Here is a 14,881-nt window from a genome sequence, read left to right on the forward strand (position 1 = left end):
TGGCGACTGACACGGCCTCTTCGCGAGCAGGCTCACTCCTACAGGTTTCTGTGGTGGGCTCAGGGTTGGTGGCAAGCAGAGATCCATGTGGGAGAGTACGTCAGGTCAGGCAATGAGGAGGGTGACTGACAGCGCATATTGCTTCATTTGCTGCGAGTGGCCCCTTCCTTGTGTCGATTGCCGGATAATGCCAACGCCTGTCAGCGAGGCAATTGAAGCGCCTGACTTAACGAGGACCCCAGATGACCGTAATCACCGCACGCCAATACTCGTCCTGGCTCCTGCTCACCCTGCTCGCCGCCACCCTGGCGCTGACAGCGGGCTGCTCAAGCAAGCGCTACGCCACCAACGGCTCCAACTGCTACGCCAAAGCGGTTCCCACCTCCGGCGAAGGCGGTTTGGCCTGGGGCGACACATTGAGCATGGCGCGCAAGAAATCGATGAATAATTGCATGCGTTATGCGAGCCGATCCGGAGGTACGCCGAACACCTGCCAAGTGGTGCAGGCGCAATGCAAACGTTGATCACAGCACGTCGGATCGGTTCACTGAGCAAGCCATTCGATGTTCCGCAAGTGGTGCTCGTTTCGCAAAAGAATGACGGCGACTGACAGGTTCCCTTCGCGAGCAGGTTATCGTGACGTACACACGATCCACTGTGGGAGCGAGCCTGCTCGCGAAAGCGCCGGGGCAGGCAACGATGCCCCGGCAGCATCGTAAAAATCGCCGACACCTTGGTAATCCATCTCAACGTCAGCCACGAGAAAGTTGACCAGCGTCGACTTCACTGCCTTCTCGTCCATCCCTGAATCTCCATGATCCATGACGGCAAAACCAACTGCGGCGAGGGGACAGATCCCCTCGCCACGAGGCTTGCTATCAGCGATTCAACCCTGCCGCATTGGCCCGTGCCGCATGCAGTTTCTTATAGCTGTCGATCAGACGCAGGTGACGATCCAGCCCTTCGAGCTTCATGCTGGTCGGCGTCAACCCGTAGAAACGCACGCTGCCGTTGACCGAACCGATCGCCGCATCCATACGCTCGTCGCCGAACATGCGGCGGAAGTTGGCTTCGTAATCGGCCAGTTCCAGATCCTCATCCAGCTCCATTTCCAGGCACACATTCACGGCCTGATAGAACAAGCCGCGTTCGACGGTGTTGTCGTTGTATTGCAGGAAGGCTTCGACCAGGTCTTTGGCCGGTTCGAATTTCTGCAGGGCGAGATAGATCAGCAGACGCAGCTCCAGAATCGTCAATTTGCCCCACGGCGTGTTGTCGTCGAACTCGATGCCGATCAGCGTGGTGATGTCGGTGTAATCGTCCAGCTCACTGTTTTCCAGCCCCTGTGCCAGGTTGCGCAGGCCAACCTTGCTCAGACTGTGCAGGTTGAGAATGTCAGCGCGAAATTGCAAAGCCTTGTTGGTGTTGTCCCAGATCAGGTCGTCCACCGGATAGATTTCCGAGTAGTCCGGCACGAGGATCCGGCAAGCGTTGGCACCGAGGTCGTCGTAGACCGCCATGTACGCTTCTTTGCCCATGTCTTCGAGGATGCCGAAGAGGGTTGCGGCTTCTTCGGCATTGGAGTTTTCGCCCTGACCGGAGAAGTCCCACTCGACGAATTCGAAGTCGGCCTTGGCACTGAAGAAACGCCATGACACCACACCACTGGAGTCGATGAAGTGCTCGACGAAGTTGTTCGGCTCGGTCACTGCCTGCCCGGAGAAGGTCGGCTGCGGCAAGTCGTTCAAACCTTCGAAACTGCGGCCCTGCAGCAACTCGGTCAAGCTGCGTTCCAGGGCCACTTCCAGGCTTGGGTGCGCGCCAAACGAGGCGAACACACCGCCGGTGCGCGGATTCATCAGGGTCACGCACATCACCGGGAACTCACCGCCCAGCGACGCATCTTTCACCAGTACCGGGAAGCCCTGCTCTTCCAGCCCCTTGATCCCGGCGAGAATGCTCGGGTACTTTTCCAGTACTTCCTGCGGCACGTCCGGCAAGGCCATTTCACCTTCGAGAATCTCGCGTTTGACTGCGCGCTCGAAGATCTCCGACAGGCACTGCACCTGCGCTTCGGCCAGGGTATTGCCGGCGCTCATGCCGTTGCTCAGAAACAGGTTTTCGATCAGGTTGGACGGGAAGTACACCTCCTCGCCATCCGATTGCCGCACGAACGGCAGCGAGCAGATGCCGCGCTGGGTGTTGCCGGAGTTGGTGTCGTACAGGTGCGAGCCTTTTAGCTCGCCGTCGCGGTTGTAAATGCCCAGGCAATATTCGTCGAGAATCTCTGACGGCAGCTCGTCTTTCGGGCCGGGCTTGAACCAGCGCTCGTTCGGGTAATGCACGAACTCGGCGGTGGCGATGTCCTCGCCCCAGAACTGGTCATTGTAGAAGAAGTTACAGTTCAGGCGCTCGATGAACTCGCCCAGAGCCGAGGCCAGCGCGCCCTCTTTGGTCGCGCCCTTGCCGTTGGTGAAGCACATCGGCGAGTGCGCGTCGCGGATGTGCAGCGACCAGACGTTGGGCACGATGTTGCGCCACGAGGCGATTTCGATTTTCATGCCCAGATCGGCGAGAATCCCCGACATGTTGGCGATGGTCTGCTCCAGCGGCAGATCCTTGCCGGCGATGTAAGTGCCTGCCTGCGACGTCGAATGCGGCATCAGCAGCGCCTGCGCATCGGCGTCGAGGTTCTCGACTTCCTCGATCACGAACTCGGGGCCGGTCTGCACGACCTTCTTCACCGTGCAGCGGTCGATCGAACGCAGGATGCCCAGACGATCCTTCTCGGAGATGTCTGCCGGCAATTCGACCTGGATCTTGAAGATCTGGTTGTAGCGGTTTTCCGGGTCGACGATGTTGTTCTGCGACAGACGAATATTGTCGGTCGGGATGTTGCGCGTTTCGCAGTACAGCTTCACGAAGTAAGCCGCGCACAAGGCCGACGACGCCAGGAAGTAGTCGAACGGCCCCGGTGCCGAGCCATCGCCCTTGTAGCGGATGGGCTGATCGGCGATCACCGTGAAGTCGTCGAACTTGGCTTCAAGTCGAAGGTTGTCGAGAAAGTTGACCTTGATTTCCATGCGGGTTTACCAGAGAGCAAAAACAATTGGCGGCCATTATCCGGGTTTTCAGCCTGACGTCTTGTGCTTTTGCGTAATGGTGGCCGAGCGGACCGCTGCGCCGCGCCGTGCGTCTGCGAAGCCGGATAACAAAAATGCCATTAGCAGTGAATTATTTCGTGTCTTCTTGTATCTGACGCAAAGAGCCTATGCCAGCAAAACAATGGCATCGAATCCGTTCAGCTATGAGTGACCCGCATGAAATCAAGGAAAAACACCGTCAATCCCATCGGATTGAAAGACATCACCATTGTCGACGACGCCAAGATGCGCAAGGCGATTACCGCCGCCGCACTGGGTAATGCCATGGAGTGGTTTGACTTCGGGGTCTATGGCTTTGTCGCCTACGCGCTGGGCAAGATCTTCTTCCCCGGCGCCGATCCCGGCGTGCAGATGATTGCAGCGTTGGCGACCTTCTCGGTGCCATTTCTGATCCGCCCGCTGGGCGGCCTGTTCTTCGGTGCTCTGGGCGACAAGTACGGGCGCCAGAAAGTCCTGGCCGCGACCATCGTGATCATGTCGCTAAGCACCTTCGCCATCGGCTTGATTCCATCGTATGAATCGATCGGCATCTGGGCGCCGATCCTGTTGTTGCTGGCGAAAATGGCCCAGGGTTTCTCGGTCGGCGGTGAGTACACCGGCGCGTCGATTTTTGTCGCCGAATACGCGCCAGACCGTAAACGCGGCTTCCTCGGCAGTTGGCTGGACTTCGGTTCGATTGCAGGTTTCGTCCTTGGCGCCGGGGTGGTGGTGCTGATTTCGACGATCATCGGCGAAGAGAAATTCCTCGAATGGGGCTGGCGCCTGCCGTTCTTCCTCGCGCTGCCGCTGGGTATGATCGGCCTTTATCTGCGCCATGCGCTGGAAGAGACTCCAGCGTTTCAGCAGCACGTGGAGAAGCTCGAAGAAGGTGATCGCGAAGGCCTGGCCGGCGGCCCGAAAGTGTCGTTCAAAGAAGTCGCGACCAAGCACTGGCGCAGCCTGATGACCTGCATCGGCGTGGTAGCGGTGACCAATGTCACCTATTACATGCTCCTGACCTACATGCCTAGCTACCTGTCGCACAACCTGCACTACAGCGAAAACCGTGGCGTGCTGATCATCATCGCGATCATGGTTGGCATGCTCTTCGTGCAACCGGCGATTGGTTTTATCAGCGACAAGATCGGCCGCAAACCCTTCATCGTTGTCGGTAGCATCGGCCTGTTCCTGCTGGCGATTCCAGCGTTCATGCTGATCAACAGCGGCAAGATCGGCCTGATCTTTTCCGGCCTGCTGATCCTCGCCGTGCTGTTGAACTTCTTTATCGGCGTGATGGCCTCGACCCTGCCGGCGATGTTCCCCACCCACATTCGCTACAGCGCACTGGCCGCCGCCTTCAACGTCTCGGTGCTGATCGCCGGTTTGACGCCGACTGCCGTGGCCTGGCTGGTGGAAAGCACCGACAACCTGTACATGCCGGCCTACTACCTGATGGTGATTGCCGTCGTCGGCCTGATCACCGGCGTGACCATGAAAGAGACCGCCAACAAACCGTTGCGTGGTGCCGCACCGGCAGCCTCGGACCTTGAGGAGGCCAAGGAACTGCTCAAGGAGCACCACGACAACATCGAGCAGAAAATCGAAGACATTGACGCCGAAATCGCCGAACTGGAAGCCAAGCGCAAGGAGTTGGTGCAGCAGCATCCACGCATTAACTGACGTCATGAGGTGGCCGCTCGAGGCGGGTTCGAGTGGCCACCTACGCTCGGTGTGAAACTAAATCCGCAGGCGACAAGTCACTGACTTTAGCGGAGGTTGAGTCATGTCGCCGAACCTCGATTATTGAAGATCCCAGCGTGATCAACCACTCCGATAGTCGCCACAATCTCTCGTTGGACAGCCTCAACTTCTTCCTCGCCGATGCGCGCGACGGGCTCGGGCCGTATCTCGCCATTTACCTGTTGGCAGTGCATCACTGGGAACCGGCCAGCATCGGACTGGTGATGACCCTCGCAGGCATCGCCGCCCTCCTCACCCAGACACCCGCCGGAGCCCTCGTTGACAACACCCGCAGCAAACGCGCGGTGATCGCGATTGCCGCGCTGCTGGTGACCGGCAGTTGTGTGGTGCTGCCCTTCGTCACGTCATTCAGCCTGGTGGCGATCACTCAAGCCTTGAGTGCCGCTGCTGCGTCGGTGTTCGCCCCGGCCATTTCGGCAATCACCCTGGGTATCACCGGCCCCCGAGCATTCACTCGGCGCACCGGACGCAATGAGACGTTCAACCATGCTGGCAACGCTTGCGCAGCGCTGCTGGCCGGAGGCTTCGCTTACCTGTTCGGCCCGGTTGCGGTGTTCTACCTGATGGCCGTCATGGCACTGGGCAGCGTGGTTGCTGTGAGTTTCGTCCCTGCCAATGCCATCGACCACAATCTCGCCCGGGGCCTGGATCCGAGCGACGCCACAGACAGCAAAGCACCTTCAGGATTATCGGTGCTGCTGACCAACAAGGCGCTGCTGATGTTCGCCATCTGCTGCGCCCTGTTCCACTTGGCCAACGCGGCGATGCTGCCGCTGGTGAGTCAAAAACTGGCGCAAGTGAACTTGCAGATGGCCACGCCACTGACCTCGGCCTGCATCGTCGCTGCGCAATTGGTCATGGTGCCGGTGGCGTTGCTGGTCGGGGCCAGAGCCGATGTGTGGGGGCGCAAACCGTTGCTGCTGGCAGGCTTTCTGATCCTGCCATTACGCGGCGTGTTGTACACGCTGTCTGATGATCCTTACTGGCTGGTCGCAGTGCAGTTGCTCGATGGCGTTGGCGCTGGAGTTTTCGGCGCGCTGTTCCCGGTAGTGGTGAAAGACCTGACACTGGGCACCGGTCACTTCAACATCAGTCTCGGCGCCCTCTCGACCGTGTTCGGCCTTGGCGCGGCATTGAGCAGCAGCGTGGCGGGACTTGTGGTGCAAGAGGCCGGTTATAGCGCGGCGTTTCTGACCCTGGCAATGATTGCCGGGGTGGCGTTTGTGCTGCTGTGGGTGGCGATACCGGAGACATTGGCGGATCGACGCCGCGCGGTTATCGCTACAACTTGAGGGTTGTCTGTTGGATGCGGAAGGAATGTGCAAATTTGTTCGCAGGCTAAGTAAAAACTTTCCTGCGGGCAAAACAAAACCCCAACTGCTTTCGCAATTGGGGTTTCGGAATTTAATCTTGACGATGACCTACTCTCACATGGGGAAACCCCACACTACCATCGGCGATGCATCGTTTCACTTCTGAGTTCGGGATGGGATCAGGTGGTTCCAACGCTCTATGGTCGTCAAGAAATTCGGTGTGCCGACTCGTCTTTCGACGCTTCAGCAAATTGGGTATGCGATAGTTTGTGTGTTTCTCTCGAACTTTCGATTCGTTTCGTCTTCACACACCGCAATCTGGTGACCTTTCGCTTTTCAGCTCAAAGCCTGCAAATTGCTTGGGTGTTATATGGTCAAGCCTCACGGGCAATTAGTATTGGTTAGCTCAACGCCTCACAGCGCTTACACACCCAACCTATCAACGTCGTAGTCTTCGACGGCCCTTCAGGGAACTCAAGGTTCCAGTGAGATCTCATCTTGAGGCAAGTTTCCCGCTTAGATGCTTTCAGCGGTTATCTTTCCCGAACATAGCTACCCGGCAATGCCACTGGCGTGACAACCGGAACACCAGAGGTTCGTCCACTCCGGTCCTCTCGTACTAGGAGCAGCCCCTCTCAAATCTCAAACGTCCACGGCAGATAGGGACCGAACTGTCTCACGACGTTCTAAACCCAGCTCGCGTACCACTTTAAATGGCGAACAGCCATACCCTTGGGACCGGCTTCAGCCCCAGGATGTGATGAGCCGACATCGAGGTGCCAAACACCGCCGTCGATATGAACTCTTGGGCGGTATCAGCCTGTTATCCCCGGAGTACCTTTTATCCGTTGAGCGATGGCCCTTCCATACAGAACCACCGGATCACTAAGACCTACTTTCGTACCTGCTCGACGTGTCTGTCTCGCAGTCAAGCGCGCTTTTGCCTTTATACTCTACGACCGATTTCCGACCGGTCTGAGCGCACCTTCGTACTCCTCCGTTACTCTTTAGGAGGAGACCGCCCCAGTCAAACTACCCACCATACACTGTCCTCGATCCGGATAACGGACCTGAGTTAGAACCTCAAAGTTGCCAGGGTGGTATTTCAAGGATGGCTCCACACGAACTGGCGTCCACGCTTCAAAGCCTCCCACCTATCCTACACAAGCAAATTCAAAGTCCAGTGCAAAGCTATAGTAAAGGTTCACGGGGTCTTTCCGTCTAGCCGCGGATACACTGCATCTTCACAGCGATTTCAATTTCACTGAGTCTCGGGTGGAGACAGCGCCGCCATCGTTACGCCATTCGTGCAGGTCGGAACTTACCCGACAAGGAATTTCGCTACCTTAGGACCGTTATAGTTACGGCCGCCGTTTACCGGGGCTTCGATCAAGAGCTTCGCGTTAGCTAACCCCATCAATTAACCTTCCGGCACCGGGCAGGCGTCACACCCTATACGTCCACTTTCGTGTTTGCAGAGTGCTGTGTTTTTAATAAACAGTCGCAGCGGCCTGGTATCTTCGACCGGCATGAGCTTACGGAGCAAGTCCTTCACCCTCACCGGCGCACCTTCTCCCGAAGTTACGGTGCCATTTTGCCTAGTTCCTTCACCCGAGTTCTCTCAAGCGCCTTGGTATTCTCTACCCAACCACCTGTGTCGGTTTGGGGTACGGTTCCTGGTTACCTGAAGCTTAGAAGCTTTTCTTGGAAGCATGGCATCAACCACTTCGTCACCCAAAGGGTAACTCGTCATCAGCTCTCGGCCTTAAGATCCCGGATTTACCTAAGATCTCAGCCTACCACCTTAAACTTGGACAACCAACGCCAAGCTGGCCTAGCCTTCTCCGTCCCTCCATCGCAATAACCAGAAGTACAGGAATATTAACCTGTTTTCCATCGACTACGCTTTTCAGCCTCGCCTTAGGGACCGACTAACCCTGCGTCGATTAACGTTGCGCAGGAAACCTTGGTCTTTCGGCGTGGGTGTTTTTCACACCCATTGTCGTTACTCATGTCAGCATTCGCACTTCTGATACCTCCAGCAAGCTTCTCAACTCACCTTCACAGGCTTACAGAACGCTCCTCTACCGCATCACTTGCGTGATACCCGTAGCTTCGGTGTATGGTTTGAGCCCCGTTACATCTTCCGCGCAGGCCGACTCGACTAGTGAGCTATTACGCTTTCTTTAAAGGGTGGCTGCTTCTAAGCCAACCTCCTAGCTGTCTAAGCCTTCCCACATCGTTTCCCACTTAACCATAACTTTGGGACCTTAGCTGACGGTCTGGGTTGTTTCCCTTTTCACGACGGACGTTAGCACCCGCCGTGTGTCTCCCATGCTCGGCACTTGTAGGTATTCGGAGTTTGCATCGGTTTGGTAAGTCGGGATGACCCCCTAGCCGAAACAGTGCTCTACCCCCTACAGTGATACATGAGGCGCTACCTAAATAGCTTTCGAGGAGAACCAGCTATCTCCGAGCTTGATTAGCCTTTCACTCCGATCCACAGGTCATCCGCTAACTTTTCAACGGTAGTCGGTTCGGTCCTCCAGTCAGTGTTACCTAACCTTCAACCTGCCCATGGATAGATCGCCCGGTTTCGGGTCTATTCCCAGCGACTAGACGCCCTATTAAGACTCGCTTTCGCTACGCCTCCCCTATTCGGTTAAGCTCGCCACTGAAAATAAGTCGCTGACCCATTATACAAAAGGTACGCAGTCACAGAACAAAGTCTGCTCCCACTGCTTGTACGCATACGGTTTCAGGATCTATTTCACTCCCCTCTCCGGGGTTCTTTTCGCCTTTCCCTCACGGTACTAGTTCACTATCGGTCAGTCAGTAGTATTTAGCCTTGGAGGATGGTCCCCCCATATTCAGACAAAGTTTCTCGTGCTCCGTCCTACTCGATTTCATGACCAAGAGATTTTCGCGTACAGGGCTATCACCCACTATGGCCGCACTTTCCAGAGCGTTCCGCTAATCTCAAAGCCACTTAAGGGCTAGTCCCCGTTCGCTCGCCACTACTAAGGGAATCTCGGTTGATTTCTTTTCCTCAGGGTACTTAGATGTTTCAGTTCCCCTGGTTCGCCTCTTGCACCTATGTATTCAGTACAAGATAACCATCTTATGATGGCTGGGTTCCCCCATTCAGACATCTCCGGATCAAAGTCTGTTTGCCGACTCCCCGAAGCTTTTCGCAGGCTACCACGTCTTTCATCGCCTCTGACTGCCAAGGCATCCACCGTATGCGCTTCTTCACTTGACCATATAACCCCAAGCAATCTGGTTATACTGTGAAGACGACATTCGCCGAAAATTCGCGATTAAACTCACAAATTTTACCTTAGCCTGAATAAACACCAGTGAAAGTGCTATCCAGTCTATCTTTCTATCACATACCCAAATTTTTAAAGAACGATCCAGTCAAAGACTAGAAATCAACATTCACCATCATCACAATGGAATGCTCATTTCTAAGCTTTCAAACTTCAGAAGCAGTGGTGGTGGAGCCAAGCGGGATCGAACCGCTGACCTCCTGCGTGCAAGGCAGGCGCTCTCCCAGCTGAGCTATGGCCCCGTATCTCTACAGGTTTCCCACACAAAATTGGTGGGTCTGGGCAGATTCGAACTGCCGACCTCACCCTTATCAGGGGTGCGCTCTAACCAACTGAGCTACAGACCCAATTTCGGGCTGCTTCTATCGTCTTCTTCAATGAATCAAGCAATTCGTGTGGGAACTTATGGAGCAGCTGATGTCGTCGATTAAGGAGGTGATCCAGCCGCAGGTTCCCCTACGGCTACCTTGTTACGACTTCACCCCAGTCATGAATCACACCGTGGTAACCGTCCTCCCGAAGGTTAGACTAGCTACTTCTGGTGCAACCCACTCCCATGGTGTGACGGGCGGTGTGTACAAGGCCCGGGAACGTATTCACCGCGACATTCTGATTCGCGATTACTAGCGATTCCGACTTCACGCAGTCGAGTTGCAGACTGCGATCCGGACTACGATCGGTTTTATGGGATTAGCTCCACCTCGCGGCTTGGCAACCCTCTGTACCGACCATTGTAGCACGTGTGTAGCCCAGGCCGTAAGGGCCATGATGACTTGACGTCATCCCCACCTTCCTCCGGTTTGTCACCGGCAGTCTCCTTAGAGTGCCCACCATAACGTGCTGGTAACTAAGGACAAGGGTTGCGCTCGTTACGGGACTTAACCCAACATCTCACGACACGAGCTGACGACAGCCATGCAGCACCTGTCTCAATGTTCCCGAAGGCACCAATCCATCTCTGGAAAGCTCATTGGATGTCAAGGCCTGGTAAGGTTCTTCGCGTTGCTTCGAATTAAACCACATGCTCCACCGCTTGTGCGGGCCCCCGTCAATTCATTTGAGTTTTAACCTTGCGGCCGTACTCCCCAGGCGGTCAACTTAATGCGTTAGCTGCGCCACTAAGAGCTCAAGGCTCCCAACGGCTAGTTGACATCGTTTACGGCGTGGACTACCAGGGTATCTAATCCTGTTTGCTCCCCACGCTTTCGCACCTCAGTGTCAGTATCAGTCCAGGTGGTCGCCTTCGCCACTGGTGTTCCTTCCTATATCTACGCATTTCACCGCTACACAGGAAATTCCACCACCCTCTACCATACTCTAGCTCGCCAGTTTTGGATGCAGTTCCCAGGTTGAGCCCGGGGATTTCACATTCAACTTAACGAACCACCTACGCGCGCTTTACGCCCAGTAATTCCGATTAACGCTTGCACCCTCTGTATTACCGCGGCTGCTGGCACAGAGTTAGCCGGTGCTTATTCTGTCGGTAACGTCAAAACACTAACGTATTAGGTTAATGCCCTTCCTCCCAACTTAAAGTGCTTTACAATCCGAAGACCTTCTTCACACACGCGGCATGGCTGGATCAGGCTTTCGCCCATTGTCCAATATTCCCCACTGCTGCCTCCCGTAGGAGTCTGGACCGTGTCTCAGTTCCAGTGTGACTGATCATCCTCTCAGACCAGTTACGGATCGTCGCCTTGGTGAGCCATTACCTCACCAACTAGCTAATCCGACCTAGGCTCATCTGATAGCGCAAGGCCCGAAGGTCCCCTGCTTTCTCCCGTAGGACGTATGCGGTATTAGCGTTCCTTTCGAAACGTTGTCCCCCACTACCAGGCAGATTCCTAGGCATTACTCACCCGTCCGCCGCTGAATTCAGGAGCAAGCTCCTGTCATCCGCTCGACTTGCATGTGTTAGGCCTGCCGCCAGCGTTCAATCTGAGCCATGATCAAACTCTTCAGTTCAAACATCTTTGGGTTTTTAAGAAACCCTAAACTTGGCTCAGCAATCGTTGGTTACATCTTTGATTTCTCGCGGAGTAACTTGTGATGCCGATAATCTTGTTGACTATCAGTCTGACTCCACAAGCACCCACACGAATTGCTTGATTCAGTTGTTAAAGAGCGGTTGGTTAAGATCTTTCGTCTCAACCGAGGCGCGCATTCTACAGCAGCCTCATTTGCTGTCAAGTGATTATTTTCAGAAGTTTTCGAAGATTTCTTCAACAACTTCAACCACTTGCGCTTCCGATCTCTCGTTAGCGGGAGGCGAATTCTACAGCGTTACTCGCTGTTGTCAACACCCTTTTTTCACCGCTTTCGACCGAGAAGATCGAACCGTTAAAAGCGCCAGACATGCCGACATTTTCAACTCCTTCCAGGCTCCGATGAACTGAAGCAAGCCGCTGTCGAAAACTGCGTAACTCATTGAATCTCAAGGAGTTTTCCGTTTCGACTGCGCCGGAAGTGGGGCGAATTATAGACCTCCAGAATCTGCCGTCAACAGCTATTTTCACATTTCTGTCATATCGGTCAAAAAAGCCCGAAAGCACGGCAGCGCCCCGCTACACCATTAATCCAAGCCACTGCCCCGGCGTCATCTTCGTCACCATTATCAAGACAATCACGAACATCCCCAGAAAGCCGCCCACCCCCATCCAGAACCACTGGAAGTAAAAGGCCCGGTAATCGGCGTCAAGCTCTGTCCCACGTTCCACTGCGCGCGCCGCCATCTGCTGCAAGCGCTTCTGCAACAGAAGCACTGGTAGCCACAGCGAACCGACGACACAGAAGATGATCAACGATGTCAGCACCCACTCCGTGGTCAGTGGCAGCCCGCTGAGCCTTGTCAACATATAGCCCGTCACGATCTGGATGAAGCCCGCCGGCGTGGTGATCCAGGCGTCGAAGCGCACCACCATTCTCGCCACATGGGCGATCACCTGCGGATTGGCCGTGCGACTGGCGGCGATCAGATAGAGATAGGAGCCCATGCCGAAACCGAACAGAAAAATCGCGGCGATGACATGTACGTACTTAAGGCCCAGATACAACATGCTCAGCGCATCCCGTCACTGAAGTGTACGGACAGGCTTAGATTCTGTGCGTCATTGATTGCGGCCATATACGCATTGACGCTTATCTCGCCGACGCAAGGACGCGCGCCGGACTCGGGCACATAGCCCCGGGCGATTTTCGCGGCCAGAGCGACGGCGGCACAACTCGGGATCTCCGGCCCCTTGTCATTCAGCGCGGTGAGTTGCGCCGTCATCGACAGCGGCTGGTCATTCAGGCCGACGCCCTGCACATCTATATACATCGCACTTTTGCCATCGCCGAAACGCTCGAACCAGCTGCCCCAACGATGCAACCTGGCGGCCCATGGCACATGGTCACGCACCAGCCCCTTCCTCATTGCCAGAGCAAACAGATAATTGGCCACGCCTCCGAGCTTGAGGCCCGCGCCAGCCTTGAAGCTCAACGTCTGTGCGCCATAGCGGTTGGCGAAGATGTCCATGTCCGGCACATCCACATTGGCCAACACACGGAAGCCAAGGCCCTGCAGCTTGCGCAGGGTCAGATCCTCCCAGCCCATCACCTCATGCACCTGACCGTTGCGCAACTGACGGATCGGCTTGCCGGCATAAGCGAGCACGCCCTCGACCGTCGACAGCCCCGGCATCTTGGCCGACGAGGAGATACCGTGCTCGATCGAATCGATGCGCTTGAAGTGGTGGCGCTGCTCATCGATGATCGCTGACGAAAGCGTCGGCACTGAACTGCAGCCACTGAGGACAGCGACCCCGGCCTGCCTCGCTCGGGCATCGAGCACACTGATGCCATTGACGAACGTCCGGCAGTCCGCCAGGTCGCAATAGTTGACGCCCGCCTCAATGCAGCTCTCGGCCACCGCGCAGGATTGCCCTTGAAACGGGCCGCCGGTGTGAATCACCAGTTGAATGTTCATCGCGCAGAGGGCTGCAGAAAATCCGCCCCCCATGGCATCGCCGCACCAGCTCTCGCAGGTCGCGCCCAGCACAGCGACTTTGTGCGCCAGTTTCTGCGGATCACGCCCCGAGATCACAAGCTCGACGTCGGGCATATCGATCAGATGCCGACAAACGATACTGCCAAAGTTTCCATACCCGCCAACCACCAACACCCTGAGTGCCATCAACGCTTCCCTGAACGATTCAAAACCGGCCCAAAAACGGACTCGGCGCAGCTTCCCTGATATCACCGGGCCAGGCAAGTCTGCCGCTACAGGCCGGGATGGAGTACTGTCAGCGCATCGACATTGGAGGTTGGTGTGAGCAAACGGATCATCGTGATCGGCGCGGGAATCGTCGGCGCGTCACTGGCGTATCACCTCGCCGCGAAAGGTGCGCACGTCACAGTGCTCGAGTCTGGTGAAATTGCCTGCGGCGCGACAGGACGTTCCTTTGCATGGATCAACACGTCACACGGCGGGCCAGACCCTGTTGCGCCGTTACGCGCCGCAGCCATCGCAGAATACCGGCGGCTCGAATCCGAGTTGCCAGGGTTTAACATTCAATGGACAGGTGCGCTGTCTTACGGCGAGGGTCCGTTTTATGCGCCTTCTATATATAGTGCGCAGATTCTCGACCTTGAACCCAACCTCAAACACCCTCCGCAACGGGCCTGCTTTGCCGCCGCCGAAGGTGCGCTGGATGCGGTGCAAGCAACGCATGCATTGATTGCAGGCGCACAAGCCCATGGCGCGACGCTGTTAACGCACACGCCGGTGCTCGGATTTCAGACGTTGAACGGCGCTGTCACCGGCGTTATCACTGCGACCGGCAACCTCATTGCCGACATTGTCGTGCTGGCGGCGGGCACCGCCATCGCGCAACTGGCAGATCAGCTGAACGTCACCCTGCCCATCGACGCGTCACCCGCCCTACTCATCCGCTACACAACCCAGCCTCATCGGATAAACACGATCATCTCCAGCCCCCAGATGGAAATCCGGCAGGACACCGACGGTACGTTGCTGGCTGCGGAGGACTATATAGATGACGCGCTGTACAACCGACCGCACGCCATCGCGCTGAGAACGGCCAAAGCCATTAAGCACGAACTTCACGGAGTGGCTTCCATCACGCCGCAAATGGCGAGCGTTGGCCTGCGACCCATGCCCGCCGACAGGATTCCCATCATTGGCTATCTGCCGGAATTCAACAGTGCGTACGTGTGCGTCATGCATCCGGGCGTGACGCTGGCGGCGGTCGTGGGGCGGCTGGTTGCCGAGGAGATTATTGATGGCGCATCTGCAGCGGCACTGGAGCCCTGTCGGCCAGCACGATTCCAG

General features: G+C 56.2%; 7 protein-coding genes, 2 tRNA genes, 3 rRNA genes and 1 pseudogene. 4 read left to right on the forward strand and 9 right to left on the reverse strand.

What is annotated here, in order from left to right:
• Positions 1 to 242: 242 nt before the first annotated feature.
• Positions 243 to 524: a hypothetical protein gene (locus AC1UK9_RS15900; RefSeq protein WP_482577937.1), complete on the forward strand. Its 282-nt coding sequence runs from the start codon at positions 243 to 245 to the stop codon at positions 522 to 524.
• Positions 525 to 631: 107 nt separating this feature from the next.
• Here AC1UK9_RS15900 and AC1UK9_RS15905 read toward each other — a convergent pair whose 3' ends face one another.
• Both AC1UK9_RS15905 and AC1UK9_RS15910 read right to left on the reverse strand, forming a co-directional pair.
• Positions 632 to 802: a hypothetical protein gene (locus AC1UK9_RS15905; protein ID WP_157836062.1), complete on the reverse strand. Its 171-nt coding sequence runs from the start codon at positions 800 to 802 to the stop codon at positions 632 to 634.
• Positions 803 to 878: 76 nt separating this feature from the next.
• Positions 879 to 3,083 (reverse strand): OsmC domain/YcaO domain-containing protein, encoded by a 2,205-nt coding sequence (locus AC1UK9_RS15910; protein ID WP_482577938.1) that lies wholly within the window; start codon positions 3,081 to 3,083, stop codon positions 879 to 881.
• Positions 3,084 to 3,320: 237 nt separating this feature from the next.
• Between AC1UK9_RS15910 and proP the strand changes: the two genes are divergently transcribed.
• Complete coding sequence (gene proP, locus AC1UK9_RS15915) at positions 3,321 to 4,823, forward strand: glycine betaine/L-proline transporter ProP (protein WP_025109817.1); 1,503 nt, start codon at positions 3,321 to 3,323, stop codon at positions 4,821 to 4,823.
• A 137-nt stretch (positions 4,824 to 4,960) separates the two neighbouring features.
• Positions 4,961 to 6,196 (forward strand): MFS transporter, encoded by a 1,236-nt coding sequence (locus AC1UK9_RS15920; protein ID WP_482577940.1) that lies wholly within the window; start codon positions 4,961 to 4,963, stop codon positions 6,194 to 6,196.
• Positions 6,197 to 6,312: 116 nt separating this feature from the next.
• On the opposite strand, the gene rrf is transcribed toward AC1UK9_RS15920, so the two are convergent.
• The 7 genes from rrf to AC1UK9_RS15955 all read right to left on the reverse strand — a co-directional run bounded on the left by rrf (position 6,313) and on the right by AC1UK9_RS15955 (position 13,723).
• A 5S ribosomal RNA gene (gene rrf, locus AC1UK9_RS15925) occupies positions 6,313 to 6,428 on the reverse strand.
• Positions 6,429 to 6,587: 159 nt separating this feature from the next.
• Positions 6,588 to 9,479, reverse strand: a 23S ribosomal RNA gene (locus AC1UK9_RS15930).
• 236 nt (positions 9,480 to 9,715) lie between these two features.
• Positions 9,716 to 9,791: transfer RNA gene (locus AC1UK9_RS15935), tRNA-Ala, on the reverse strand.
• 28 nt (positions 9,792 to 9,819) lie between these two features.
• Positions 9,820 to 9,896 (reverse strand) — tRNA-Ile (locus AC1UK9_RS15940).
• A gap of 81 nt (positions 9,897 to 9,977) precedes the next feature.
• Positions 9,978 to 11,514, reverse strand: a 16S ribosomal RNA gene (locus AC1UK9_RS15945).
• The 16S, 23S and 5S rRNA genes sit together here with 2 tRNA genes alongside, the layout of an rRNA operon.
• 599 nt (positions 11,515 to 12,113) lie before the next feature.
• Positions 12,114 to 12,605 (reverse strand): DUF2269 family protein, encoded by a 492-nt coding sequence (locus AC1UK9_RS15950; RefSeq protein WP_482577941.1) that lies wholly within the window; start codon positions 12,603 to 12,605, stop codon positions 12,114 to 12,116.
• A gap of 2 nt (positions 12,606 to 12,607) precedes the next feature.
• Positions 12,608 to 13,723, reverse strand: coding sequence for a saccharopine dehydrogenase family protein (locus AC1UK9_RS15955; RefSeq protein WP_482577942.1), 1,116 nt, complete (start codon positions 13,721 to 13,723; stop codon positions 12,608 to 12,610).
• A 123-nt stretch (positions 13,724 to 13,846) separates the two neighbouring features.
• Here AC1UK9_RS15955 and AC1UK9_RS15960 point away from each other — a divergent pair.
• A pseudogene (locus tag AC1UK9_RS15960) lies at positions 13,847 to 14,878 on the forward strand (NAD(P)/FAD-dependent oxidoreductase); the annotation flags it as partial.
• Positions 14,879 to 14,881 lie beyond the last annotated feature (3 nt).

It is taken from the genome of Pseudomonas sp. AK-TSAG1-1, assembly GCF_056821665.1.

Bases quoted from the DNA above. Each gene is read 5' to 3' on its own strand.
- AC1UK9_RS15955 (WP_482577942.1), bottom strand. From the start codon at position 13,723: ATGGCACTCAGGGTGTTGGTGGTTGGCGGGTATGGAAACTTTGGCAGT.
- AC1UK9_RS15905 (WP_157836062.1), bottom strand. From the start codon at position 802: ATGGACGAGAAGGCAGTGAAGTCGACGCTGGTCAACTTTCTCGTGGCT.
- AC1UK9_RS15950 (WP_482577941.1), bottom strand. From the start codon at position 12,605: ATGTTGTATCTGGGCCTTAAGTACGTACATGTCATCGCCGCGATTTTT.
- AC1UK9_RS15900 (WP_482577937.1), top strand. From the start codon at position 243: ATGACCGTAATCACCGCACGCCAATACTCGTCCTGGCTCCTGCTCACC.
- AC1UK9_RS15910 (WP_482577938.1), bottom strand. From the start codon at position 3,083: ATGGAAATCAAGGTCAACTTTCTCGACAACCTTCGACTTGAAGCCAAG.
- proP (WP_025109817.1), top strand. From the start codon at position 3,321: ATGAAATCAAGGAAAAACACCGTCAATCCCATCGGATTGAAAGACATC.